18 protein-coding genes are annotated in these 26421 nt (G+C 48.7%); 15 read left to right on the top strand and 3 right to left on the bottom strand.

Annotation, left to right across the window (positions count from 1 at the left end):
- Positions 1 to 150: 150 nt before the first annotated feature.
- From ABD851_RS15235 to ABD851_RS15250, 4 genes are all read left to right on the top strand, one after another.
- Positions 151 to 3150 carry a SusC/RagA family TonB-linked outer membrane protein gene (locus ABD851_RS15235; protein ID WP_344980826.1) on the top strand — a complete coding sequence of 1000 codons (3000 nt, stop codon included), beginning with the start codon at positions 151 to 153 and terminating at the stop codon, positions 3148 to 3150.
- 17 nt (positions 3151 to 3167) lie between these two features.
- Complete coding sequence (locus tag ABD851_RS15240) at positions 3168 to 4652, top strand: RagB/SusD family nutrient uptake outer membrane protein (RefSeq protein ID WP_344980828.1); 1485 nt, start codon at positions 3168 to 3170, stop codon at positions 4650 to 4652.
- A gap of 64 nt (positions 4653 to 4716) precedes the next feature.
- Complete coding sequence (locus ABD851_RS15245; protein WP_344980830.1) at positions 4717 to 7317, top strand: sodium:solute symporter family transporter; 2601 nt, start codon at positions 4717 to 4719, stop codon at positions 7315 to 7317.
- Between the two features lie 55 nt (positions 7318 to 7372).
- Positions 7373 to 9361: a glycoside hydrolase family 27 protein gene (locus ABD851_RS15250; protein ID WP_344980832.1), complete on the top strand. Its 1989-nt coding sequence runs from the start codon at positions 7373 to 7375 to the stop codon at positions 9359 to 9361.
- Positions 9362 to 9412: 51 nt separating this feature from the next.
- Here ABD851_RS15250 and ABD851_RS15255 read toward each other — a convergent pair whose 3' ends face one another.
- Complete coding sequence (locus ABD851_RS15255) at positions 9413 to 10390, bottom strand: 3-keto-disaccharide hydrolase (RefSeq protein ID WP_344980834.1); 978 nt, start codon at positions 10388 to 10390, stop codon at positions 9413 to 9415.
- Between the two features lie 179 nt (positions 10391 to 10569).
- Between ABD851_RS15255 and ABD851_RS15260 the strand changes: the two genes are divergently transcribed.
- Positions 10570 to 11334, top strand: coding sequence for a hypothetical protein (locus ABD851_RS15260; RefSeq protein WP_344980837.1), 765 nt, complete (start codon positions 10570 to 10572; stop codon positions 11332 to 11334).
- A gap of 29 nt (positions 11335 to 11363) precedes the next feature.
- Here the strand turns inward: ABD851_RS15260 and ABD851_RS15265 are convergent, their stop codons facing one another.
- Complete coding sequence (locus ABD851_RS15265) at positions 11364 to 12437, bottom strand: NAD(P)-dependent alcohol dehydrogenase (protein ID WP_344980839.1); 1074 nt, start codon at positions 12435 to 12437, stop codon at positions 11364 to 11366.
- Positions 12438 to 12514: 77 nt separating this feature from the next.
- Positions 12515 to 13408, bottom strand: coding sequence for a glutamate--tRNA ligase family protein (locus tag ABD851_RS15270; RefSeq protein ID WP_344980842.1), 894 nt, complete (start codon positions 13406 to 13408; stop codon positions 12515 to 12517).
- A 161-nt stretch (positions 13409 to 13569) separates the two neighbouring features.
- On the opposite strand from ABD851_RS15270, the gene ABD851_RS15275 reads away from it, so the two are divergent.
- From ABD851_RS15275 to ABD851_RS15320, 10 genes are all read left to right on the top strand, one after another.
- Positions 13570 to 14811 carry a PQQ-dependent sugar dehydrogenase gene (locus ABD851_RS15275; protein WP_344980844.1) on the top strand — a complete coding sequence of 414 codons (1242 nt, stop codon included), beginning with the start codon at positions 13570 to 13572 and terminating at the stop codon, positions 14809 to 14811.
- A gap of 103 nt (positions 14812 to 14914) precedes the next feature.
- The gene (locus tag ABD851_RS15280) at positions 14915 to 15478 is read left to right on the top strand and encodes a hypothetical protein (RefSeq protein ID WP_344980846.1); all 564 of its coding nucleotides are present in this window, start codon (positions 14915 to 14917) and stop codon (positions 15476 to 15478) included.
- Positions 15468 to 16406, top strand: coding sequence for a Kiwa anti-phage protein KwaB-like domain-containing protein (locus tag ABD851_RS15285; protein WP_344980848.1), 939 nt, complete (start codon positions 15468 to 15470; stop codon positions 16404 to 16406). The genes ABD851_RS15280 and ABD851_RS15285 overlap by 11 nt, the downstream gene beginning before the upstream one ends.
- A gap of 168 nt (positions 16407 to 16574) precedes the next feature.
- Positions 16575 to 17888 (top strand): NAD(P)/FAD-dependent oxidoreductase, encoded by a 1314-nt coding sequence (locus ABD851_RS15290; protein ID WP_344980850.1) that lies wholly within the window; start codon positions 16575 to 16577, stop codon positions 17886 to 17888.
- 208 nt (positions 17889 to 18096) lie between these two features.
- Positions 18097 to 18918, top strand: coding sequence for a CRISPR-associated endoribonuclease Cas6 (gene cas6 / locus ABD851_RS15295; RefSeq protein ID WP_344980852.1), 822 nt, complete (start codon positions 18097 to 18099; stop codon positions 18916 to 18918).
- A 546-nt stretch (positions 18919 to 19464) separates the two neighbouring features.
- Entirely contained in the window at positions 19465 to 21405 is a 1941-nt protein-coding gene (locus ABD851_RS15300) for a hypothetical protein (protein ID WP_344980855.1), read from the top strand.
- Between the two features lie 6 nt (positions 21406 to 21411).
- On the top strand, positions 21412 to 22326 hold the full coding sequence (locus ABD851_RS15305) for a type I CRISPR-associated protein Cas7 (RefSeq protein ID WP_344980857.1): 915 nt from the start codon (positions 21412 to 21414) through the stop codon (positions 22324 to 22326).
- Positions 22327 to 22339: 13 nt separating this feature from the next.
- Entirely contained in the window at positions 22340 to 23107 is a 768-nt protein-coding gene (cas5b, locus tag ABD851_RS15310; RefSeq protein ID WP_344980859.1) for a type I-B CRISPR-associated protein Cas5b, read from the top strand.
- On the top strand, positions 23091 to 25883 hold the full coding sequence (gene cas3, locus ABD851_RS15315; protein ID WP_344980861.1) for a CRISPR-associated helicase Cas3': 2793 nt from the start codon (positions 23091 to 23093) through the stop codon (positions 25881 to 25883). The genes cas5b and cas3 overlap by 17 nt, the downstream gene beginning before the upstream one ends.
- Positions 25884 to 25909: 26 nt before the next feature.
- A complete protein-coding gene (locus tag ABD851_RS15320) occupies positions 25910 to 26365 on the top strand; it encodes a Dna2/Cas4 domain-containing protein (RefSeq protein WP_344980863.1) in 456 nt (151 codons plus the stop codon).
- Positions 26366 to 26421: the final 56 nt, after the last annotated feature.

Consider the following 26421-nt stretch of genomic DNA (forward strand, 5'->3'; position numbering starts at 1 on the left):
TGGAAGCATGCGGGCGGGGCTTACCTCGCCTCCTGATAAACAACAGTCTCGATACCCCTCCGGTGTTGTCAGACTATTGAAATGCAAAGTGTTTATTGAGACCTTTTGAAAAGAGTGTACGAACGAAATAAAAATGACAAATATTAACAGATGAAAAGGATAAAACTACTCCATTTCCTGGCCCTGGCCTTTATCTGTATTTCGATGCAGGCCGGCGCACAGCAGCGGACAACCCTGTCCGGTACGGTCACCAACGACCAGCAGGAGAAGATGCCCGGGGTTACCGTAAAGCTGAAGAATACCAATACCGGTACGGTGACCGATGAGCAGGGGCGGTATTCCCTGCCCGTAACCGCTTCGGAAGGCACGCTCGTGTTCTCCTTTCTGAATTACGCCACGCAGGAGGTAGCCATCGGCGGCAGGAGCCGTATCGACATCGTACTGAAGAACGAGGAATCGAAACTCGATGAGGTTGTCGTGGTCGGATACGGCACCCTGCAACGCAAGGACGTGACCGGCGCCATATCATCGGTTACGGCCAAAGACCTGGAGAATCAGCCCGCCATGACGCTGGAGCAACTGATGCAGGGAAAAGCTTCGGGCGTTCAGATCACCCAGACCACCGGCGCTCCCGGCGGCCAGATCGAGGTGAGGATCCGCGGAGCCAGCTCCATCAATGCGGGGAATGAACCTTTGTATGTGATCGACGGCGTGCCGTATTATAACGGCAGCCAGGATCCGGACGGCACTTCCTATGGTACCACCACACCCACCAATGCACTGGCCTCGCTTAACCCAAATGACATCGCATCGGTGGATATACTGAAAGACGCCTCTGCGACCGCCATCTACGGATCAAGAGGATCCAACGGCGTGGTGATCATTACCACCAAAAGAGGCAAGGCCGGGGGGATGCGGGTTAACTATAACGGCTATTTCGGCGTTCAGCAGGTGGTCCGGAAAGTAGACGTGATGAATGCCTCCCAACATGCCGCTTTCCTCAATGCCTGGGCGGCGGCAAACAACAACCCGATTCCTTTTCCCCATCCGGACAGCCTGGGCAAAGGCACCGACTGGCAAGATGAGATCTTCCGGCCTGCCGTGATGCAGAACCACCAGGTATCGATGTCCGGAAGCATGGGCAAAAGCCGGTACTACATCTCCGGTAACTTTTATGACCAGGAAGGTATCGTGATCAATACCGGGATGAAAAGATATACTTTCCGGGCCAACTTTGACCAGGATATCAGCGACAGGCTCACCGTCAGCGAAACCTTTGCCTACAGCAAAACAGACAGCAAGTCCGTCCCCATAAACGGGGCCGGAAAGGGGAATGTGCGTTCGGCAGGCGAGCGGGCGCTCCTTACTTCCCCGATACTGTCGGTCTATGACAGCAAAGGCGAGTTCAATACTGTGCCCTGGTATGGCGCCACAAAGTTCGAAAACCCCGTAGCTTCCCTGCAAACTACTTACGGCAACCTGCAGCGGGATAATGTTACGGGTAACATCACGCTGTCCTATAAGCTGCTGGACGGACTGGTTGCCAAATCGCTGGTGGGCGTCAACATGACCAATACGGACAACAAGGAATATTATCCGAGAAGCACTACGTATATCGGGGGCGTACTGGGAGGGCTGGGTTTTCTGGCCAACCGTCGCGTCAGCAATGTGCTGAATGAAAATACCCTGACCTACAGCAAAGTGATCAGCAAGCACAAGTTCGATGTGCTGGGGGGTATGACGACGCAGTCCGAAAAAGACTTTTCCGCTACCAATCAGCCGACGCTGTTTCCCGATGACCGGCTGGGGATCAATAATATCGACGGCGCTACCGGCGTGCCGATGGTGAGCTCGCTGAAGACCCAGTGGAGCCTCGTGTCGTTTATCGGCAGGGTGAACTACCAGTATGCCGGGAAATACCTCCTGACCGCCAGTATCAGGGCCGACGGCTCCTCCAAGTTTGCCGACGGGCATAAATGGGGCTATTTCCCTTCGGTAGCCGCAGGATACCGTTTGTCGGAAGAGAAATTCATCAAGCAGCTCGGCCTGTTCGATGATCTTAAGCTGCGGGTGTCCTACGGAGTCACCGGCAACCAGGAGGTGGGCAGCTATCAGTCCCTGCCCCGGCTGGTTACGGATGCCAGCTATATCGTGGGCGGCCAATTGCTGTCGGGCGCAAGGCTGACCAGCCTGGCCAACAGGGATCTGACCTGGGAGGAGTCCAAGCAGCTGGATGTCGGGCTGAACGCATCTTTCCTGCACAGCCGGATCAATGTGGGATTCGATTATTACAAGAAAAGGACCGAGAACCTGCTTTTCAGCATCGACATACCGGCCACCTCGGGCTATGGCAGCAGCAAGGCACTGTTCAATACGGGCTCCCTGTACAACCGGGGCTTTGAGGTCGACCTGTCGGCAGCGCTGCTTACACATGACTTTAAGTGGGATCTCTCGGCCAACTTCTCCAGGAATAAATCGGTGCTTACCTCGCTGGGAGAATCTCCGGGCACGACTACTTTATTTGTAGGCTATGCCCCCGGCACCAAGCTCGGGCAGGTTTACCTCGGCGTCTTCCACGATCAGAAGGAGATCGATGCGTATGGATTGCAGCCCGATGCCAAACCCGGCGATATGAAGTTTGCCGATACCAACGGTGACGGTAAGTTTACCGGCGACGACCGTTTGCCTATCGGCACGCCCATGCCCAAGTATATCTTTGGGGTGACCAATACTTTCAGCTACAAGGGATTTGACCTGACGGTCTTTGTTGAATCCTCGGTAGGCCGGAAGGGCGACGACATCGATCTGCTCAATGATCCTACCGACCTCACCAGCAACAAGTACAAAAAGTTTGTGAACATCTGGACGCCGGAAAATGCGGAAACCGCCACGGTGCCGGGACCGGGCGTGAGCAACTATTCCTATTCCACTTTCGATATCGTGGACCGGTCCTATTTCAAGCTGCGCAATATCAGGCTGAGCTATACTTTTCCCCATAGCCTGATCCCTTTCCTGGGATCCACGGCGGTCTATCTTTCCGGGGAGAACCTGATCACCATTTCCGATTATCCCGGATTTGATCCTGAGACGGGCAGTGTGGGCTATCCCACCACGAAGACCGTTGTGCTGGGTCTGAATATTGGTTTTTAATTTTTAAAGCCTGAGCAATGAAAAAAATAACCGGTTTCTTACTGACGATATTATTACTGAGCTGCTTTTCCTGTAAGAAGTTTATCACCGAAAAGCCATACAGCTTTTTGTCACCCGCAAATTACTTTGAGGATGGCAACGATGCTTATGCCGCCCTGCTGGGCGTTTACAGCGGGCTCGGCGAAAACTCCTATTACTCCAGGTTTATGTTCCTGGTGCCGACGCTGATCTCCGATGAAAGCGTGACGATCACCGGCGATGCAGCCTCAAAGCAGATGGACGCGCTGAGCTATTCTTCGACGCTGAGCTCTTTTCTTACCCTGTGGCGCGCCATTTATGTGGACATCATGCGGGCCAATGTCGTGATCGGCAGGGTACCCGGCGTTCCGATGGACGAGGCGCTCAAGAAACAGTATATTGCCGAGGCAAAATTTCTGCGGGCGCTGAACTATTTTAACCTGGTCCGGTTCTGGGGCGAGGTGCCGCTGGTCAAGGATGAGGTGGAGAAGCTGGAAGACGCCTATGTCGGAAGAGCTTCCGTGAAAGATGTTTATGACTTTATAATTCAGGATCTCGAGGATGCAAAGGCGGTGCTGCCGGACAAGAATCCTGACGGCCGCGCCGGCAAAGGATCTGTAACCGCCCTGTTGGCCAAGGTGTATCTTACGCGCGCCTCTTCTGAAGCGGCGCAGGAAGGGGATTACAAAAAATGCGCTGACCTTTGCAAAGAAGTGATCGGCATGTCTGCATTTCATCTGATGGACGATTTTCAGCAGGCCATAGGCGCGAATCATGAGTTTAACCCCGAGTCGTTGTTTGAGTGGAACGGGGACCGGGAGATCGGGGGCAGCTTTACCAGTGCAGCCCAGTTTGCCCTGCCCAGCGGCGTCTATGGCCTGGTTCCGGAGAATGCGACAGGCGAAAGCTGGTTCGGCGGCGACCGGGATTTTTACAACAGCATTAGTGATCAGGATTACCGTAAGGCATCCACCTTTATCACCAGCGGAAAGGATATCGATGGTAACGACCTGTATTATACGAGCTGGCCTTTTCCATATCCCAGCCCTGCCCGGAAATTTATCAACCCCGAATCCACTACCCGGTCCGGCTATGCCTTCGGGACCAATTATGTGGTGCTCCGCCTGGCAGATGTTTACCTGATGCGGGCGGAAGCATTGAATGAAATAGGCGGTCCCGGTACGGAAGACGCCTATGCGATGATCAATGCCATCCGGGCCCGGGCGCGGCATGGCAATGGCAGCTCCGTATCGGACTACCCCGCCGATCTGTCCGGTCTTTCCCAGGCGTCGTTCCGGGATAGCGTACTGGAAGAAAGAAAGGTAGAGCTGGCCTACGAAGGGCATCGCTTCTTTGATCTGATCAGGACCAAACGGCTGCTTTCCGTATTGCCCAAGGCCAAGGAGAAGCATTACCTGCTGCCGATACCCAATACGGAGATCCTGCTGTCGAAGGGCAAGCTCACCCAGAACACCGGATGGTGACCGGCTCCGGCCGGCCGCTGCTGATCATATAAGACCGTTGACCGCTTATACCGCTATTGCCGACATGAAGGATAACGCTGACTGGATACAGGGTACTGTTCGCTTTTTACCGACCTTTCTTGCGCTGCTGTGCTGTATGGTGCAGGGCAGGGCGCAGGACCATACGACATGGTTCGGCTGGGGAAGCGAGCGTCAGCTGCCCGTGGAAAGAGGCCTGAGCGGAATGATAGCCGGGATGAGCAACGGCGTCCTGATCGTGGCCGGCGGAAGCAATTTTGACCGTCCCCTGCAACAGGGCGGAAAGAAAAAGGTCTATGACGATATTTATGTCTGTACCGATCCGTCGGCGGATACCCTCACCTGGATAAAGGCGGGCAGGCTTCCCTTTCCGCTCACCGATGCCGCAATGGTGCCCTATCACAACGGGCTGTTGTGCCTGGGCGGCACAGACGGTTCGGCGCCCCGGAAGGAAGTGTTCTGGCTGGGTTGGGATGCTGCGAAAAAAGCCATTACGGTAAAGCAGGATTATCCGGCGTTGCCGGCAGCCGTCTCCGGCGCTGCTGCCGTAAGGTCCGGCGCCAGGATATATGTAGCGGGCGGCATGACGGCGGAGCGTGTGCCGCTCGCCGGCTTCTGGTCCCTGCTCCTTGACGGGGAGCCCGACGGAGAAGCGACGGCCTCCTCCTGGGACAGCCTGCCCGGCTTGCCGGGCGGAGGACGCTTTGGCGCGGCGCTGGCGGCGCAGAACGACGGCGAATACAACTGCATTTTTCTGACAGGCGGCAAGTCCGGGGATGTCTACTGCACCGACCTGTATAAATATCCCCTTCGCGCTGACGGTACAGGCGAATGGGTAAAGCTGAAAGACCCTCCCCGTCCGGCCTTCTTCGCCCGGACCATGACCTACGGACAGGGCCATATCCTGCTGTGGGGAGGATCTGCGGGTCCCGATGCGGCAACGGCCATCGCCATGGGCGATAAATATGAGATGGCGCGGGATATCCTTGCTTATCACGCTATCACCAATACCTGGGTCAGCGTGGGACAGATGCCGGAGGGCGTGGCCGGCGCGGCCCTGGTCAGGGTAAAGAACAGGATACTGGTGATCGGCGGCGAGCTCCGGCCCGGACAGCGGACGGCGCATATCCAGCAGGCGAGGTCCATGCTGGTAGCGAAGAAAAGCCAGTTCGGCTTCATCGATTATGCTACTATCCTGATCTACCTCGTTATCCTCGGAGGGATCAGCTATTACTTTTCCCGGAAAAAGCACAGTGCGGACGATTACTTCCGGGGGAGCAAACGGATCCCCTTCTGGGCGGCGGGCATCAGCGTTATGGCCACCCAGGTGAGCGCCATCGGATTCATGAGCATCCCGGCAAAATCCTATGCTTCCAACTGGAGCTATTTTTCCGGCGTATGGACCTGGTTTCTCGTGGTGCCCATCGTAACCTGGGCCTTTATTCCCTTTTTCCGCAAGCTGGATGTCACCAGCGCATACGAGTATCTGGAACGGCGGTTCAACGTAAGCGTCCGGCTTTTCTCCGGCGTTATCTATTGCTGCTACCAGATCGGGAAGATGGGACTGGTGATCTACCTGCCCGCCGTGGCCCTATCGGCGGTGACGCCCATCGATACCTTTACCTGCATCCTGATCATGGGCGGGCTGAGCACCCTGTACACGGTGCTGGGAGGGATTGAGGCCGTGATATGGATAGAAGTGCTGCAGACCGGGCTGCTGATGGGCGGCGCCGTGATCTGCATCATCCTGGCCTTGTGGGATGTAGACGGGGGATTACCCGGCTTCTTCGCTGTAGCGATGGACAACAATAAGTTCAGCTTCGGCTCGCTCGACCTGGATTTCACCTCCTCTGCGCTTGGCGTTATCCTTATCGGCAACATCTTCAACAGGCTCGGCAACCTGATATCCGATCAGGCGATCGTACAACGGTATATGACCACGAAAAGCCTGAAGGCTGCGCAGCAATCCCTGTGGGTCGATGTGCTGGTCTCCGTGCCCTGGGCCATCATCGTTTACCTGCTGGGGACGGCCCTGTATATTTTCTATAAATCCCATCCGGGATTGCTCAATCCCGCCATGCCGACAGACGGCGTGCTGCCGCAGTTTATTTCCCAGCGGGCGCCCAAAGGATTGAGCGGCCTGATCATCGCCGGGATCTTTGCCGCCTCTATGGCCTCGATAGAAAGTCATATCCATAGCCTGGCCACCATTTTTACTACGGATTTCTACGCCCGTTTCTCCCGGAATCCCAGCGAAAAACGAAAGCTGGTATTTGCCAGGAGCACGACGGCGATGCTGGGTGTGGTCGCTACGCTGATCGCCTTGCTGCTGCTCGAAAATAATATCAAGTCCATCCTGGATGTGTTTACCGAAATGACGGGACTGTTCATCGGCGCGGCGGCCGGGCTCTTCCTGCTGGGCATTTTTACGGAAAGAACAAACGGCACGGGAGCCCTGGCCGGCGCTATCGGCAGCTGCGTCATCCTGTATTTTATACAGACCGAGACCCGGATCAATTTCTGGCTTTACAGCGCGATAGGCTTTGTCGCCTGCTTCGTGATCGGTTATCTGTGCAGCCTGCTGGTTCCCGGAAAGCGCAGTGTGACCGGGTTAACGATCTATACGCTCAACCAGAAGATAACGTAAGGCGATCTGCCGGCAGGCGGCTGCCTGTATTTTGTTACTGTAAATGGATTTTGTCATGATCTATCGTATAAGGATTACCGTTATTGTATGCTTCCTGACCCTTTTGGCGCCGCATACCGTTTCCGCACAGCAGGATACGGCAGTGTTTGTCCGTAAATCAGGCTGGTTTGAAACGATGCTGGAAGTAAAGCGTCAGGAAAGGACGCTGGCGCATCCCTGGGTGGTGCGGAAGAACCATCCCGATCCGAAGGAGGTAGCCCTGTGGAAGTTTTTACGGGAAAGTTTTCCGGCACGCCGCGCGGCGCTTGAGATGAGCTGGGAAGAAAGGGACAGCATATGGAACTTTCACAACCAGGGTTTTTCCTTTGACCTGCTGGGCAGGCACTACGTGCAGGGCTATGTAGTTTCCTGTCACGAAAGGGGCGTGCAGCCTGTGCTGCGAAAAAAGACCTTCAGGAACCTGAAGGATGTGCTGGTGGCGAGGAAACGCTATCTGGATTCCCGGGAGAAGGAATACGTTATCCTGACGCCCGCTGCGGGTACTGCTCCGAGGATAAACGGCCCGGCGGTATATGGTGTGCGGCCCGGTCATCCTGTCCTTTACAAAGTCCCGGTTACGGGCGAAGCGCCTGTCCAACTCTCGGTTACGGGATTGCCCGCCGGCTGTACCTTCGACGAAGCATCCGGGGTGATCCGGGGTGTGGTGAATACGCCGGGAGATCATGTGATGGTTTTTCACGCTGTCAGTAGAAAAGGGGAAGATTCCCTCCGCTTTACCCTGAAGGTCGGGGACAACATTGCCCTGACGCCTCCGATGGGGTGGTGCAGCTGGAACTGTTTCGGAAGCGATGTAACGGCAAAGGATATCCGTCAGGCGGTAGACGCGATGGTCGGCAGCGGCCTGATCAATTACGGCTGGAGCTATATCAATATCGATGATTGCTGGATGAACCGACCCGGCCCTGATGACCCTGTCTTTAAGATCAATGACCAGATCGCGGAGAAGTACGAGGCGAAAGAAGACCTCCGGAGAAGGCTCAGCCGCATCCGCTTCGATGAGCAGGAGCTGGTGGGCAGGGTAAGGGATGAGCAGGGCAGGATCCTGTCCAACAAGGATTTTCCGGATATGAAGGCCCTTACCGGATATATCCATGGCTTTGGTCTGAAAGCCGGGATCTATACCTCGCCGGGGCATGTAACCTGTCAGAACTATATCGGCGCCTACGGACATGAAGAACAGGATGCCCGGCAGTTTGCCACCTGGGGTTTCGATTTTCTCAAATACGACTGGTGCGGATATTCGCTGATCGCACCCGACCAGTCACTCAAAAGCCTTCAGCAGCCCTATATCGTCATGCATGATGCGCTTTCCGGTATTGACCGCGACATCCTTTTCAGCATCTGCCAGTATGGACGGGGCGACGTATGGAAATGGGGGGCGTCGGTAGGCGGTAATATGTGGCGCACCACAAGCGACGTGCGGGATACCTGGTCCAGCATCAGCGAGATCGGGTTCGGGATGGCCGGCAAGGAAAAATATGCCGGACCGGGCCATTGGAATGATCCGGATCAGCTGGTGGTGGGGTACGTAGGCTGGAGCAAGAATTTACGGCCCACTTACCTGTCTCCCAACGAGCAGTACCTGCAGGTGTCCCTGTGGAGTCTGCTCTCCGCTCCTTTGATCATCAGCGCCGACCTCACCCGGCTGGATAAGTTTACCCTGAACCTGCTGACCAACCGGGAAGTGATCCGGGTCAACCAGGATGTGCTGGGACGCCAGGCGCACCGGGTAATCGAAGCCGGCACGGTGCAGGTATGGGCAAAGCCGCTGGCGGACGGTTCCGTTGCGGTAGGCATTTTTAACCTGGGTGAGATGCCGGTGGATTATCAGCTGGACCTTAAAGCGCTCGGGCTGGAAGATCCCTGTACGGTCCGGGATCTGTGGCGGCAGAAAGATGTGGCGAACCGTGCAAACACTTATTCCTGCTCCCTCAACCGGCATGCGGTGAAGCTGCTGAAGCTGACGCCCCTGCAAAGGTTGTAAGGGTATTCGTTTATCCGGTGCTGAAATTCCACAGGCCGTTACCGCCGGGGTTCACCGGGCCGGGGTGATGACGATCTTCCGGAACTCGATAGGGCCGTGGTCGCCCTGGATATAGATGGGACCGGGTTCGCCTTCATGGCTGTCCAGCGCGCCGCCCGTGATGCCGGGGATCTCCTGGTTGCTGATCACCGTTTTCCCGTTGGCCACTACCGTTACCATCCGACCGGTGAGGGTGATGTCGTAGGTCTGCCACTGATCAGGACCCAGCGCAGCGATCTCGCTGGGCCGCAGGAAGCCGTACACTCCGCTGAACAGCTCGCTGGTAGGATGCGCCGACGGAGGATTGTCTTCTATCTGCACCTCATAACGGCCGCGCAGGTATACGCCGCTGTTGCTCCCTTTCCCGTAGCGAAACTCCACGTGCAGCTTGAAGTCGGTGAACTTTTGCTCCGAGATCAGGTTAGCGCCCGAATGCGGGCTGATGAGGATACCGTTCTTTACCACCCACTGATTTTCCCCCGATGCTTTCCAGCCCTCCAGGTCTTTCCCGTTGAACAGGTTGGCGGGTTTGCCCCAGGAGGGAGTGGATGATCTTTTCAGATAAGGCGCGCGCACGCCTTTCCAGGAATGTTTTTTGCCTTCGCTGGTGGTGAGGGTGCCCGTAAGGGCATCGCCCTCCAGTACTCCCTCTATCACAATATCGCGGTCGCCGCTTTCCCACTGTACCGGGATGGTAAAATTGAACCGGCCCTGTGCAGAATTTATCTTGGATACCGGGCGTGCGCTGCCGGCAGTGCCTACGAAGGATCCTACCAGGGTATGATTACCGGATTGCCGGATCTCCAGCCAGGAGGGCGCCGGATGGCCGTCCCAATCGATCGTGATGTCCCAGCGGCCGAGCAGCGCACTGTCCACCGGCGCGGGCGCCGTGGCCGGTATGGCGCGGCCGGGCATCGCGAATGCAGGCGCCGTTCCGCCCGCCAGCAGGAATAAAAAGCCGATACTGAAAACCAGAAGATCTTTACGCATAGGGATCATTTTTTCGTGTTTGCCCGCAGGGCGGAAATAGTGCCGGGTGAAGCTCAGGCGGCATAACGGATAGCAAGATAAAATTTATCCGCCTTTTGCACAAAAAACAAACGCTTGAAAATAAAGGAAAATGATTATTTTGCATCATCTTAATAATCCATATAAGAAAACTCCATTCTATGAAAAACCTTTACCCGGTAAAAGCGGAACGCTTTGCCATGCTTGCCTGCCTGCTCATCTTCTTTATCGCCAGCTGTAAAAAAGACGACGTTGAACCCCCGCCCCCGCCTTCCGAAGCGCAGCTGTATGCAGATGCCGTTTCCGATGCGATGGTCGCCGACTCCACCGAGATCGTCGATACGCTCTGGGCAATTGACAAACAGGACGTTCATCTTCAGTGGAAAACCATTAACGGGAAGGAATATGTGCTGATGGCGACTTTTATGAAGTACCCGGACAGCTATCCCGAAGGAGATTCCATTACCAACAGCTGGGGCGAATCCTGGTTGTTCATACCGGAGCAGATGAAGGAGCGCCTTACCCCCGGCTTTACGGCGCAGTCCGATACCATACAGCGTATCTGCCAGCTGCTGGGGCTGCCGCCTGAAAGCTCGACCAGCAACACGCATATTGCACAGGTATGGGTAAGGTCGGAACAGCTCTTCCGGCCGGCCGGCAATGCCTCGATAACGACCACTACCGCTCCGGGCGACCTGGTGTCCGGCAATCCCGCCGGTTATGAAACCTGGTTTAACGCCTACATCATCTCTTCCTATTATGCTCCGCTCAATCCCGGGGGATACCATTATCCCTGGACCCGGCTAGGGTATACCTACGACTGGGCGCCCGGCTCCGCGCATGTGGGGCTGAGCGAATATGTGCTCCGGGCCAATTCGGGCATGTGGGTGGAGAAAACACAGACCGCCGCCGCCTTCTATCAATAAAGGGCGGTATATATACCGACAGCCGAGTGTCAGCTCTTCAGGGAGTTCATGTCGATCACAAAACGGTAACGCACATCTCCTTTCAGCAGGCGCTCATAAGCTTCGTTGATCTGCTGGATGTTGATGAGCTCGATGTCGGAAACGATATTATGTTCCCCGCAGAAATCCAGCATCTCCTGCGTTTCGGGGATGCCGCCGATGCTCGACCCGGCAAAGCTCCGCCGGTTGTGGACCATGTTAAACGGCTCTACGGGCAGGGGATGCTCCGGCAGACCCACCAGCACCAGTGCGCCGTCCAGCTTCAGCAGCTGCAGGTAGGCGTTGAGGTCGTGCTGCGCCGAGACCGTGTCGAGGATGAGGTCGAGGCTGCCCGTCCGCGCCTGCATCTCTGCTTCATTATTGGACAATACCACCTCGTCTGCCCCCAGCCGCAGCGCGTCTTCCTTCTTGCTTTCCGAAGTGGTGAAGACGATGGTGTGCGCCCCCATGGCATGCGACAGCTTGACGCCCATATGCCCCAGCCCGCCGATGCCGATGACGCCCACCTTTTTGCCGGGACCGGCCTTCCAGTGCCGCAGGGGAGAATAGGTGGTGATACCCGCGCAGAGCAGCGGCGCGGTGCCCGCAGGATCCAGGTTTTCCGGAACATGCAGTACGAAATGCTCATCCACGACGATGCGCTGGGAATAGCCTCCATAGGTTCGCTGAGGAAGGTATTTGTCGCGGCCATTATAGGTACCGGTAAATCCTTTTTCGCAATATTGCTCCAGTCCGTTTTTACACGGGTCACATTCCCTGCAGGAGTCCACCATACAGCCTACCGCGGCGAGGTCGCCCGCCTTGTGACCGGTGACGGCGTCGCCGGTGCTGACGATCCGTCCCACGATCTCATGTCCCGGTACGCAGGGATAAACGGTGTTGTGCCATTCGTTCCGGGCCTGATGCAGATCGGAGTGACAGACGCCGCAATACAGTATCTCGATCTCTACGTCGTGCGCCGTAGGTTGGCGGCGGGCGATGGTCATCTGGGAAAGGGTCTCTTTCGCTGCATTTGTTCCAAAAGCTTTTACGTTTGTTACCTGGGTTTCCTGTGAGGTTGTCATCATTCCGTATTTAAAAGGTGAGGATACAAATTTCCGGTAAAAAAAGCATTTCTGCGAAAAAAAGCGAACGGAGCATATCACATCTGCTGTGCGATGATCTCCAGCAAAGCCGAAAAATTCTTTACCGGCTCAGCATGCCCCAGCCGGAGCGCGATCAGGCTGCAGATATCCGCAGGCTTTTTTCCCGCTTCCCGGAGAAACCGTATGGAAAGGTCGCCGGCGGATTTGGACAGCTTGCGTCCCCTGGTATCCTGCAGCAACGGATGATGGTAGCAGGCGGCCCGGCGGAAGGTATTGCCCGGTAGCAGGCCGGATAAATAATGCTGCGCCAGGGTGGAAGGCCATAGGTCGTCCCCGCGGACGACCAGGTCCACCCCGAAATGATCATCATCCACAACAGAAGTCAGCTGATAGGCGGGGAATCCGTCTTTTTTCCGCACCACGAAGTCCGTCATAGCGGGAGGCAAGGCTGTCTTTGTCACCGTGCCCTGCGGGGTGGAAACAGTCAGCATGGCGGATGGATCCGTATGAAGCCGCCAGCTGACCTCTTCCTGTTCCGGTGGTATGCGCCTGTCCCGGCATACATCCGCAAACCGGTGCTGTGCCCGGCGCGCCGCTATCTCCGTGCGGGAGCAGGTGCAGGCAAAGATCAGCCCCTGCTCCTTCAGCCGCTGCAGGGCTGTGCGGTACAGGTCCATGCGGCGCAGCTGCGTATAGTCCTTCTCGTATTGACGGTAATCCCGCGGGCCTTCGTCCCAGGAAATTTTAAGGAAATGCAGCGTATCGAAGATATCCTGTACATACTCGCGGCGTATCCGTGGCTGATCGAGGTCGTCGATACGCAGCAATACCCGGGCGCCGGTCTGCTGTGCCCAGGCCGCCGTGAAGGCAAACGACAGCACATTTCCCAGGTGCAGATATCCGCTGGGGGTGGGCGCTATCCTGGTTTTCCTGAAGGTGAGCTGCTTCATTTGGGATCGGCGGTATGGATTGCCGGATTGCAAAATACCAAAGATTATAAAAACAGCCGTATCTTGTCCCTTCATCAGGTTCCCTTTGAAATACCAGACAAGCTGTCACCGCAGGGTTTCCGGCGGGCAGGCCTGATATATCTTTTTATAACCGTATACCCATGATCAGGAAAGTATATCCGGCCATTGTCATCTGTGCCTTTATGATTGCCGGCAGCGCCTGCCACAGTCCCTCGGGGGGACAGCAAACCAATGCTGCACAGCAAGACCGGACAGCGGGAGACAGCAAGCTGACCTTTACGCTTGAAAAGATAACCGACAGCCTGGACGGGCCGGTGGCCCTTGAAAATGCACACGACGGTTCAGGACGGCTTTTTGTAGGAGAACAAGGCGGCCGTATCCGTATCATCAAAGACGGCAAGCTGTTAAAAACGCCTTTCCTGGATATACGGTCCTCCCTCGTGCACATGGAAAACAAATACATGAACATGGGCTTGCTGGGCTTTGCCTTTCATCCCGACTTCAAAAACAACGGCCGCTTTTTTGTGCACTATATTGCTCCTTCGCACAAAAAAGGGTTTTCCAACAAATCGGTGCTGGAGGAATTCCGTGTGTCGCGCGATAACCCGGATAAAGCGGAATCCACCGGAAGGGTCATCCTTGAGGTGGATCAGCCCGCGCAAAACCGCAACGGCGGCAACATTGCTTTTGGCAAAGACGGAGACCTCTACATGAGCTTTGGCGATGGCGGGGACAAGCATGGCAAAGCCGGCAACAGCCAGGATCTGGATCAGCTGCTGGGCAAGATCATCCGTATCGATGTGGATCACGGAAGTCCATACCGGGTGCCGGATGACAACCCCTTTGTGGATAAAAAAGCCCGTCCGGAAATATGGGCCTACGGGTTCCGCATGCCCTGGCGCATTTCCTTTGATGCGGCCACCGGAGCACTGTTTTGCGGGGATGTGGGAGAAAGCAACTACGAAGAGGTGGATCTTATCCGCAAAGGCGGTAATTACGGGTGGAGGGTCATGGAGGCTTCTCATGTGCACGATACGTCGTTGTACGGCGATGGCGGCGGGTTTATTGCGCCCATTACCGAATACAAACACAGCACGGGCGTCTGTCTTATCGGCGGATATGTGTACCGCGGCAGCCGGTCTCCGGCGCTGCAAGGCAGGTATGTCTTCGGCGACTGGAGCGGCAGGGCTTTCTATCTGGAGCAAAAAGGAGACCAATGGATACGGCACCGCTGCCGGTTCGAAGGAAGGCCGGATACCACGCTTCCTTTTAAGATTAACAGCTTCGGCGAAGGAGAGGACCGGGAGCTGTATATGGTCACCCAGGACACGGTCGGCGCACTCAGCCCGACGGGGGTGATCTACCATGTGGCAGCCAGGTAACCGGTTTGCCGGCCGGGCGATCCGCCATCTTGCGGCAAAATAACTACCTGTGTAAATACATTGCGTACCGGGGTTGTATTTTGGTATAAAACCGGTACAGCGCATGAAACCAAGGACATTCACCGCGGTATTGCTGTTCATCAGCGCATACTCGCCGTTATTTCTGATCCTGGCGGTAAGAGATTTTGATTTCCGGGAAGCACACCGGTTCGGCCATCCCCTGCCCGTTTTGCTGATGCTGGGCGTTACCCTGCTGAGCATCGTCCTGCTGTTTGCCACCGTGGCGGGCATACAGCGGGGCAATATGAGCGTAACGGTGGTATCGGTCAGGAACCGTTCGGTAGATGTGATCAGCTATACCATACCCTACATGATCTCATTTTTCGGGGTCAGCCTTTCGGATTCCGGAGACGTTATTTCGCTGCTGATATTTCTGCTGATCCTGCTGCTGCTGACGATCACCAGTCAGTCGGTATTCATCAATCCGCTATTGTCCCTTGCGGGCTACGGGCTGTATGACCTGGAATACCTGATGGACGGGCGGCAGTTTTCAACCGTGGTGATCAGCCGGTATGCTTTACATCCCGGTCGTCGTTACTATCTGCGGAGCCTGACCCGCTTTCTCTATTTTGTAACCGAAAAACAGGAGCAAGACAATGTCCCCTAAAACCCTACTTCACGAGCTCAAAGACACGGACCTGAACGCCATGGATGTAACCCTGGCCCTGGTCAAGGAATACAAGCAGCGCCGGATATCCCGGTATTCGGTAAAATACATTCCGATCGACAAGCCGCTGGAAAGCCGCCTCCGCGGTATTATCACCGATCAGCTCAGCCGGCACGATACCGTGTCCGCTTATAGCTTCGACTGTCCCGAGCCGGAGCCCGACCAGCTCCGCGCCATCGACTACCACGAAACGGATTTCCCCCGGATATTCGGTCAGCTGCTGGCGTTGAACCCCGAGGAGGACGTGATCGAAGACATAGACGAGCTGGTAAAAGCGCGTGCCTATCTTATCGTGCTGAGAAATGAGGACGGCATACAGGTAACCGGCTTTAAGACCCTCCCCGAAAGCTGGAAGATGCGCAGGACGCGGGGGCTGATCCCCCTGCTGTATCGCGGAAAGCGCTTTGTGGACCTGGAGGAGGAGAACGTGTTCAGCATTGCGTCTACGGTAGACCTGATCCATTTTAAAGAGACGCTGTTTATCCACTCCAAAAAGGAATTTGAGCGGGGGCTGAATTTTCGCGACGGCATGATGGCCAAAGCGCGTGAGCTGTACGAAGAGATAAAGGACCTCGATCTCTTTGTAAATATGGATCTTCTGCTCAGCAAGGTGGGTAATAACCAGCGTTACCTGCGGAAGATTGCGCTCATAAAAGACCTCGGCTATTACCGCAATCCGAAGTTCCTCTCCCGCATGCGCCGTATCAGCCGGGCCAAGGACTGGGACATCCGTTTCGAAAACGGGCAGATCGCCTTCACCGACGACACGCTGGACACCATCCTGAGCATCCTCCAGAACAAGCGGCTGTATTCGGAGATGACCGAAGAAGATTTCGACGTCGATGGAAAGATAGATGCGGTGGGGTAGGCGCAGCTTTATTTTACGGCTGCCAGCGCTTTGCGGCGCTTTCAAAATTTTACGTAGCTTAGTTCTTTGACCGTAAGATATTTAACAGCTGCATTTTTCCGGGATTAATGATAAAAGGCCTGTTTATATGCATGCGTTTAGTTGATTCACTTTTTAATCCTCATTCAGATGAGCGCGAATTTTCAAAAAGGCTCCGGAAAGGGAGCCGGTAACAAACAAAGAGTGATTGTCGTTGGAGGTGGATTTGCAGGGCTGAACTTTGTCATAAAGCTGTTTAAAAACAAGGATTTTGAGGTTGTCCTGGTGGACAAAAACAACTACAATTATTTTACCCCCTTATTATATCAGGTAGCCACCTCATTTCTGGACCCTTCCAGTATCAGCTATCCGTTCCGGAAGCTATTTAGAGATAAAGGCGTCAGTTTTAGAATGGCGAAGCTTTTAAGCGTGGATACCGTAAACAGAACCATTGAGCTGAGCAACGGCCGGCTATCCTATGATCATCTGGTATTTGCATCCGGCAGCAAGACCAATTTCTTTGGTAATGAAGAGCTGCGAAAAAAGACCCTTTCATTAAAGGGGATCGACGATGCGATCTACATGCGCAATGAGCTGGTAAAGACCATGGAAAAAGCCGCGGTGGAGCAGGACCCTGCCGAACGGAAAAGGCTCCTGACCATCGTTATTACCGGGGGAGGCCCCACGGGCGTGGAGGTTGCCGGCATGCTGGCGGAGATGCGCAAATATATTCTGTGGAAAGATTACCCGGAACTGGAAAATTCGGAGGCCGAGATCCATATCGTCGACGGGTCGCCGGCGCTACTGGCGCCGATGAGCGACAAAACACATGCCGATGCTTATGCAACCCTCTCCAGATTGGGGGTCAAGATCAGGTTAAACACCCGTGTGGCCAGTTACGACGGAACCACTGTTCACTTTTCAGAAGGAGACCCCATTGAATGCAGAACACTGATATGGGCAGCCGGCGTCACCGCGAATGTATATAAAGGGATCCCTTCAACCAGCCTCGGGGCAGGCAACAGAATGATTACCGATGTATATAATCAGGTGAAGGATCTGGAAAATGTATGGGCTATCGGCGACATCAGTATTCAGGAGACGGACGCGGCCTATCCGAAAGGGCATCCGCAGCTGGCCCAACCCGCGATTCAGCAGGGAAAAACATTGGCTAAAAACTTCCGGCGTGCCGGGAAAGGCCGGCCCATGAAACCCTTCAAGTATTTTGACCGCGGGGAGATGGCGATCATAGGACGCCGTCACGCCTATGCAGATCTTTTCAAGCACAGGCTTCACCTAAGGGGTTTATTAGGACTGTTGGGGTGGTTATTTATTCACCTGATCTCGTTAGTCAATTATAACAATAAGATTAAAACCCTGTATGGATGGGTGGTGGCCTATTTTACCAAAGACCAGGTTTTACGAATGATATTCAGGTCAAGGGCCGGGTCCCGGCAGTCGTGAATTACCTTGAGAATAATTTTTTACAAATAATTAAAAAAAATATTAGACTATAGTTATAATAAATAGAAAAAATCGTTCTATTTTAGAACATCGAACTGAAGCCCTCTTATTTGAAATCCCTTAATATGCGATCCGGATAGTTAACTTGCCTGGTTAAACGCCGGGAATAGCTATTCGCCTTTTTACGAGGCCGATATGGAATGATCATATGCGCTTTAACCTGACCTTAAATACCCAAGAGAACAATTCTCTTCTCCCGGCTAACTATCAATATCCGTTATCGGCGGCCATCTACAGGATTATCCAACGGGGAGATGCTGCCTATGCCAGTTTTCTCCATGATAAAGGATATCAGCAAGCCGGTTCGCTAAAAGCCTTTAAGCTTTTTACTTTTTCCAGTCTTAAAATACCTTTTAAAATAGAAGGAGACCGGTTCCGACTCCTGAGCGATCGGGCGGAACTTGTTGTGTGCTTTCACCTGCCCGAGGCGGCGGAACACTTTATTAAGGGATTGTTTCAATCTCAGACTATAGAGATTGCGGATAAGAAAAGCCGGGTATGTTTTATCGTGGAGCAGGTGCAGGCACTTCCTTCGCCATGCCCGTCATTAAAGGAAACCGATACAGCGCATTGCCTGCTGCATCCTCTGTCTCCCGTGGTTTGCGGTCTGAAGAATGACCGGGGGTATTATGATTTCCTGTCGCCGGAGCATCCGGATTTTGTGCAGCTGTTGTTGTATAACTGGAAAGAAAAGTATAAAACTGTTTATGGGTCGGAGAGTGCTGATGCGGTCTTTGCAAATGCCGGAATGGAGGTTGTCTTTTGCAAAAAGCCGCCCAAATCACGACTCATTACTATCAAGTCCGGGACGCCGGAGGAAACGAAGATTCGGGGGTTTGTGAATTTTGGGTTAAGAGTGCAGGGCACAGCTGAGGCGTTGGAGCTGTTACTGAATGGTGGTGCAGGTCTCTATAATAGCCTCGGTATGGGGTGCATAGGAGTCGTAAAAAGCATTCACAATGTCCAATAATTAGAGGTATTCTGGCGGAATGAAAAAGTATGCAAAAGTGTCATTATTTTAATTTGTAAAAAGCAGTATATCATACAAATAGATCAATTAATTTCAATTCCATATGGTACAATAAATCTAATGGAGAAATACTGCTTTTTACAAAAATAATCATTATTGTCCGACTAAAATTCAACAAAAATGATTGTAACTGGATACAGGAAAGCATTTCATCCATTTTTACCCCTATTCAAAACCAAGGGGAGTACCCCCATACTTCCGAAAACCCTCAAAACGCAATCCTACAGAGAGTTACAGCCATATTTTTAGACTTTTCCCCGGACAACAATGAAAAATAATAAAAAATGAAGAGAAAAAATAACTCTTACAATTAGATTAATTATAAATGATTTTTATAAAGCTAGTAATGGTATCCATGGCGCTTTGATAACTTTTCACATTATGTTAATTAGTATAGAGATGTGAATGTGGATTTTAGTTTTAAAAATGGTTCGACGAAGATTTTTGTTCTTGGAGAGTCTATTGGTATAAAAAAATATTACAAAAATGATAAGAGAGCTTGTAAACTTTACTGCTAATCTTGATGATGAATTCAAAAATTTGGGTTCAATACCTAAAGTAGGCCTGCACATTCGAGTAAAAGTAACGGTAAATGATTTAGGAGAAACGGAGATTGACACAAGTAATTTTGAATATGAACCCTTTTCCAAAAAACAAAAAGATACGCTTTCAGACTTTCTGAATCAATGTAAGTTGTTGCATAAAAATGCGTGGTGTATCGACACCAACAAATGCTTTGATTTGCCTATAAAAGCAATACACTCTTGTTCGCCATTTTGTGTTGCATTTAAAAGAGAGCATCTGAATGGTGGTGCTAAATACAAAGAGAATGAAGGCAAGAAAAAGCAGATTTATGAACGTTTCGGAGGCTATTTTGATAAAGCATTTAGTTTATTTGATAACGATGAAGATGCTGAAAAATATATAATCTTCAAGCAGTTCTTTACGTGCAATAGTTTTTCGATGCTGCTTGAAAAGATTGAAGAAGGCAATGCTGTGCAGCGAGCAGAATTGGAACAAAAGTTGGAAGATGCAAAAACTCAATTTAAAGCTATAGCAGACAAAGTTCAAAAAGAAACATTAAAAAATGTCATAAACGATATTGAGCAAAATTTGCTCAAGGTGAAGCCATTGGAAGATAGCGATTATATTATTTTTTATCTGGATGTGCCGTTAGAAAGCTATCGCCAAGCACATAAGAAATATTTGGATGATAAGCTTTTTAATACGGCACATTACAATACTGATCCAAATGAGGAAAATTTGATTTATGGCACGAGCAATTTTATGAATGGATTTAACAGTAATATGCCATTCCTGATGCATCAGACAGCTACTTTTGATATTAGTGGACGAATTTCAAACGTTGATGCAAAATTGCTAAATGATTTAAAGAATCTTCTTCCCAATAAAACTTTGCCTAATCCTGTGCCTGTTTTTATTTATAAAGAAGAACTGCAGAGAAAAGTAATCAGTATTTTTAGAGAAAGTGGCTTTAGGTTTGGGTATAAAGAAATTATTCAAAAACTGATTGAAGATAACGAAGGTGATATATCCAATTACTATTTGCTCTTCTGGCAAAATACTATGGATGGTATCGTATTTCGGGATTTTGATTTTGTATCAAGATTTGAATATAAATTACCGAAAGAAAGAGTTGTTTTAAATCTGTTTAATATCAAAGAAAAAGGCGGAAAAGAAAACAAACACTATCCTCTTATAAAAAACATCTTCGAATTCGAGCAGCAAGTATTTAAGCCTTTAATTCAGAATAAGTATTTTCGGCTGGACTATTTTGGTGATTTGAGTAAAGATGATTATGCCAAGTTGGACTTAACTTATAGCTCTTACTGTAAATACCGAAAAGCAGCTTATGATTACGTGTATAAATCTCAAAAAAATACGATTGATGCGCATGTTTTTCACGAAATGGTTTTCAATTCTATTCTTGATGATATTAAGAATGGAAATGATTATGGCGTAAAAGAGAAACTCAATATTTGGCACAGCTTGTTTGATTTTTTTAATACTAAACAACAAACTAATATGGTAAACAAATTAAAAAACTATCAGGACTTTGTTGCAGCCATTATTGCTGATGAGCAACTGACTGATATTACTGATGAAAAGTTTGCTTTTTCGGCGGGGCAGATTATTGAATATATTCTTAGTAAGAGTAAATCTGCCGACAATAGTTTCAGCTTGCTTGAACCTTATTTGCAGCAATCAAGATGTGATGAATTTAAGCGTGCTATTGCCAATGATTTCAGCAGATACAAACACGAAAACTTCTCTAAGAATTTTGAGAAAGTTGCAGCCTTTGTATTGAGCTATGAAACTGATGCTAACTTAAAACGTTTATTGCCGCAGATTCTTTCAGGGGTATTTTCAAAAAATCAATTATTCAGTTCAAACACTTCAAAATAAAATAAGATGCTAACATTCAACAATCGCGTATATGGCGCAGCCATTATCAAATCAATTAATTCCAATTATAATGCAGACTTTTCAGGACAGCCTCGTAAGTTGCCGAATGGAACAGTTTATGCTACCGACAAAGCCTTAAAGTATTCTATTAGAAATTATTGGAGAGATGCCCTGCACGAAAAAGTATTTTATTTCAAATCACTGAGTGAAGAAATGTCACCCAGAACTTTAGATGAAACATACAATTTTCATTTTGGAAAGTTTAATGGAAAAGATAAAAGCCCCGAACTCCGATTGGAAGTCTTAGGAAATATTTTGAAGTGCTTAGATGTAAAATTTTTTGGTGGTACGTACGCAGGTAAAACCAATATTTCCATTCATGGTACTTGCCAAATTACGCACGGATTAAACAAGTTTACAGAGAATGTGATTTATTCGGAACAAATCATGTCGCCTTTCAGAAATTCAAATGAGGCAAGCGCAGACAGTACAATGACAACATTAGGAACACAGTCCCGTTTGCAGGAAGGTCATTATGTACATCATTTTTCCGTAAATCCGAAGAACATCGAAGACGACGTAAAACGCACTTCGGGAGAAGGATTGACAGAATTGGATATCACCAAATTAAAAGAGGGATTAAGAAAAGGTGCAACCTATTATGACTCTGCTGCTAAAGCTGGAACGGAAAATGAGTTGTTGCTATGGATACAACTTAAACCCGAATCAAAATTGGTATTGCCGTCTTTTGTGAGCCTGATTGATGTAAATGAAGAGAAAGAAATTGATTTGTCAAAAGTAAGTACATTGTTGTCGGAAGTACATATCAAAAACGAAATCGAGAAAATAGAAATCTATTATAACGAGTCGAATACTAAAGTGCTGAACCAACCTGTCGCAGCTAATTTTATTGAATTATAAAACATCTGTACTGATGAAATTAATATCATTCGATTTAAAGGCAGATTTTGCTTTTTTTCGACAACCTGACACAAATGCCACCATTAATTTATCTTATAATATCATTCATCGACCTGTGGTGTTGGGTATTTTAGGAGCAATTATTGGTCTGGATGGCTATCAAGAAAAAGGCAAACTACCACAGTACTACGAGGTGCTCAAAGATGTAGCGGTGGGTATAGAACCCTTGAATCACGACAAAGGTAATTATACCAAAACCAATATCAAATATTCTAACACCATTGGTTATGCCAATAAAGGGACAAACTTTCTTACCGAAGAATTGACTTTGGTAAATCCTGAATATAGAATATATCTTTTGTTAGATGAACAAAATGCATTTCATAGTCGAGTTGTAGATTATATTAATGGCGGAAATGCAGAATATATCCCGTATTTGGGTAAAAATGAGTTTACGGCGTGGTGGAATGCAGATTCTTACAAAGAATATCAATTCAATCAGAAAGAGATAACAGAAGAAAGCGTACGTATTCAGACCGTGTTTCATAAGAAAAATGTACTGAGTGGCAATACAGAAACACCTGTTCCTGATTTTGTGAATTTTAAAAAAGAGGAAACGCCCTTTATATATTTTGAGAGGTTGCCGAAAGATTTTGATTTGGCGTTGATGCAATACGAAATAGCAGATTTTGCATTTTCCAATTACTTGATTAAAAATGCTCAAACATTAGGCAATCTTTATTTCATAGAGAAGTTGAATGCTTATGCCCAGCTGCTTTAAAAGCGTACATGAAATTTTGCACAGCTTGCCGGCGTTGAATAGTTATTTGCTCAATGCCGGTAATTACTATGCACATTTACCTAAAAATGAAAATGGAAATATTCCGAAAGAAACATTGGAGCAACATGTTGTACTCGTTAATTGCTACTTTGACATGCTTGTTTCCGCTCATTATCTTGATTCGATTATAGATGGTTTGATAAGTGCATTAACTGCTAATATTGACGTTGATAGTGGCAATTACATCAAACAGCTTTTTGTGTACGCAATTGTGTTTCATGATTTCGGTAAAATCAACGAACGTTTCCAGGTGGATAAAATGGGTAATAAACTCTATGAGCAGAATATTTTTTCAAATAGCCCGATTGGTTCATCTCATTCTTCATTAGGCGCATTTATATATTTAACCAGGCATTTAAACGAAATCATTACGCAGAAAAAGCCTAATCCTTTTCATCCTTTATTGATAACTTGTTGTATTTATTTGTCGTATTCCATTTTCAAACATCATAGCAATAAATTAAGCGATGACAGCATTTATACGATTGGGTTTGCAGAATTAAGCGCCAGAAATAATATTGAAGATTTGAGAGGGTTTTTAAGTACCTATTTGGCGAAATATCAATACCAGGTTGAGCCTCAAATAATCCAGTTAATTGGTAATGATAAATTTCTCAATCATCCGTTATTTAAACCGTATTTGAATTCTTTTGAATTGTACGCGATTTGTCGCTTAAACTTTTCATTGCTTACGGCTGCCGACTATCTTGCAACGAACGAGTATATGAATGCCTTACCAATAGATGATTTTGGTGTGCTTACAAAGGAACAAATTAATAAGTTGTATAATAATGTAAGTCAGAGAGAATGGATAAATGAAGAAGCCCAAAAGAAAAATTATAATAAAGCAGTTTATGATGAAATAGGAAATCATCAGTGTCAAAATCCGAGCGAAAAGAGTGGTGCAAATTTGAATATACTTCGTAAAGAAATGGCTATCGAAGTTATTCGAAATACTAGGATGCACTATCAGAACAATCTTTTTTTTATAGAAGCCCCAACTGGTGGTGGAAAGACCAATCTTTCTATTTTAGCTACTGTTGAATTGCTGAAAATATTTGAAGGTAAGTATAACAAAGTGTTTTATGTTTTTCCTTTTACCACTTTAATTACACAGACTTATGCTGCCGTAAAAGAAATACTGGGTCTGACGGAAGGAGAAATAATAGAGCTGCATTCAAAGGCGGGAATGAAAGAACATGGCGAGCAGGAAGATGATAACTATGGCGATGATAAGCTAAATTATATCAACCATCTTTTTGTTAATTATCCCTTTTGTTTATTATCGCATATTCGCTTTTTCGATATTTTAAAAACGAATGAAAAGGAAGCCAATTATTTATTGCACAGATTGGCTAATTCCATTGTGATAATAGACGAATTGCAATCCTATAATCCTGCTCATTGGGACAAGGTTATTTATTTTATTCGTCAATATGCGGTTAAGTTCAATATTAAATTCATTTTGATGTCGGCAACTTTGCCCAAGCTCGATAAACTGCAAGTGGTAAAGCAAGATGTAGAAGACTTTATTTATTTATTGCCTGATGCAAAGAAGCAATACTTTAATAATCCAAATTTTTCAGGAAGGGTACGTTTTAATTTTGATTTGTTTGACCGAACTGACCTTGCATTGGAAGAGTTGGCAGAAAAAGTTGTTGAAGCATCTAAAGAATACCTTTCTTATGATTTTGGGCAAGTGAAGCCTGTTGATAGTGTTTACACTATTGTTGAATTTATTTACAAACAATCATCAGCAGATTTTTACAACATTATAGATGAACATAAATTTTTCGATGAGATCTTTGTATTGTCGGGAACTATATTAGAACATAGGAGAAAAGATATTATTAACTATCTGAAAAATCCGGCCAACAGAAAAAGGAAAATTCTGCTTATTACTACCCAGGTAGTAGAAGCAGGAGTGGATATTGATATGGATTTGGGATTTAAAGACCGTTCCATTATTGATTCCGATGAGCAGCTTGCAGGGCGCATCAATCGAAATGTCAACAAAGAATACTGTACGCTTTATTTATTTAATTATAATAAAGAATCTGTTATCTATGGAAAAGACCAACGGTTTAAAATTACTAGGGAACAAATAAAAGCTGAGGAGTATAGACGCATATTAGAGCAGAAAGACTTTGATACATTATACGATAAGATTTTCAATGCGAGAAATGAATGGAACTATAAAGAAATGGTGGAGAACTTTTCCGATTACGAAACTGCTATACAAAGACTCAGATTTCGATCCGTTCATGAAAAGTTCAAGCTAATCGAGCAAAAGAACATTTCTTGTTTTATTCCATTGGATATTCCCATATCTATCGATGGTACAGTAGTGGGAGTTAAAGAAACAATATTTAGTGCTATTGAGTTGAATTTCTTAAAGCGAAATGGTATTCATCCGAATGAAAATGATGAAATAAGTGGACGGGCAGTTTTTGATGTATATCTCAGTTCTATTCATAATAAATTTGAATTTACACAGCAACAAATCAGAAGGAAGGTTTTACAGAGTATTATGTCGAAGTATGTATTCTCTATTTTTGCGAGCAATAAGATAGAGAACGAGCTGATACATTTTTACGATAAAGACAAATCTGAATACGGATATATGTACCTTGAAAGGTGGAAAGATATATATTCTATCGAACAAGGGTTGGATGCAAGAAAATTGATCGGGATAGAAGAAAGCCAATTTTTATAACCGCAATAGACAAATTCTTGTTGTCAATGACCCTCAACGCTACTCTTATTAACCTTTATCATGTGTGTCCGCGTGAATGCTGGTTACACGCCAATGGTATCCGAATGGAAACCACTTCCGAGATAGTAGCAGATGGCAAGCTTTTACACGAGATCAGCTATCCCCAACGCCCTGGAAAATATACAGAGATTGAGCTTTCTTCAACTTTTCATGAAATCGAGCTAATGGGCAAAATCGATTTCTATGATGCCAAGGAAAAAGTCATCCATGAAATTAAGCGTAGCGATAAAGCTGAAGTTGCTCATGAGTGGCAGGCAAAGTTTTACATCTGGCTGCTGGAGCTAAATAGTATCGCAGGTGCCAGGGCCGTCTTAGAATATCCCAAACTTCGGCAGACGAGTGAGGTGACGCTTTCAATACCTGATAAAACTTACTTACAGGAAGTCATTTATAAAATAACGCGTTGTGCTATTAACGGGTGATTATTTATGGGAATAACAAATATGTATATAGTTATGAAATAAAAAATGTTGTGCAG

Origin of the sequence: Compostibacter hankyongensis (assembly GCF_039541075.1) — a bacterium.
Lineage (GTDB): Bacteria > Bacteroidota > Bacteroidia > Chitinophagales > Chitinophagaceae > Compostibacter > Compostibacter hankyongensis.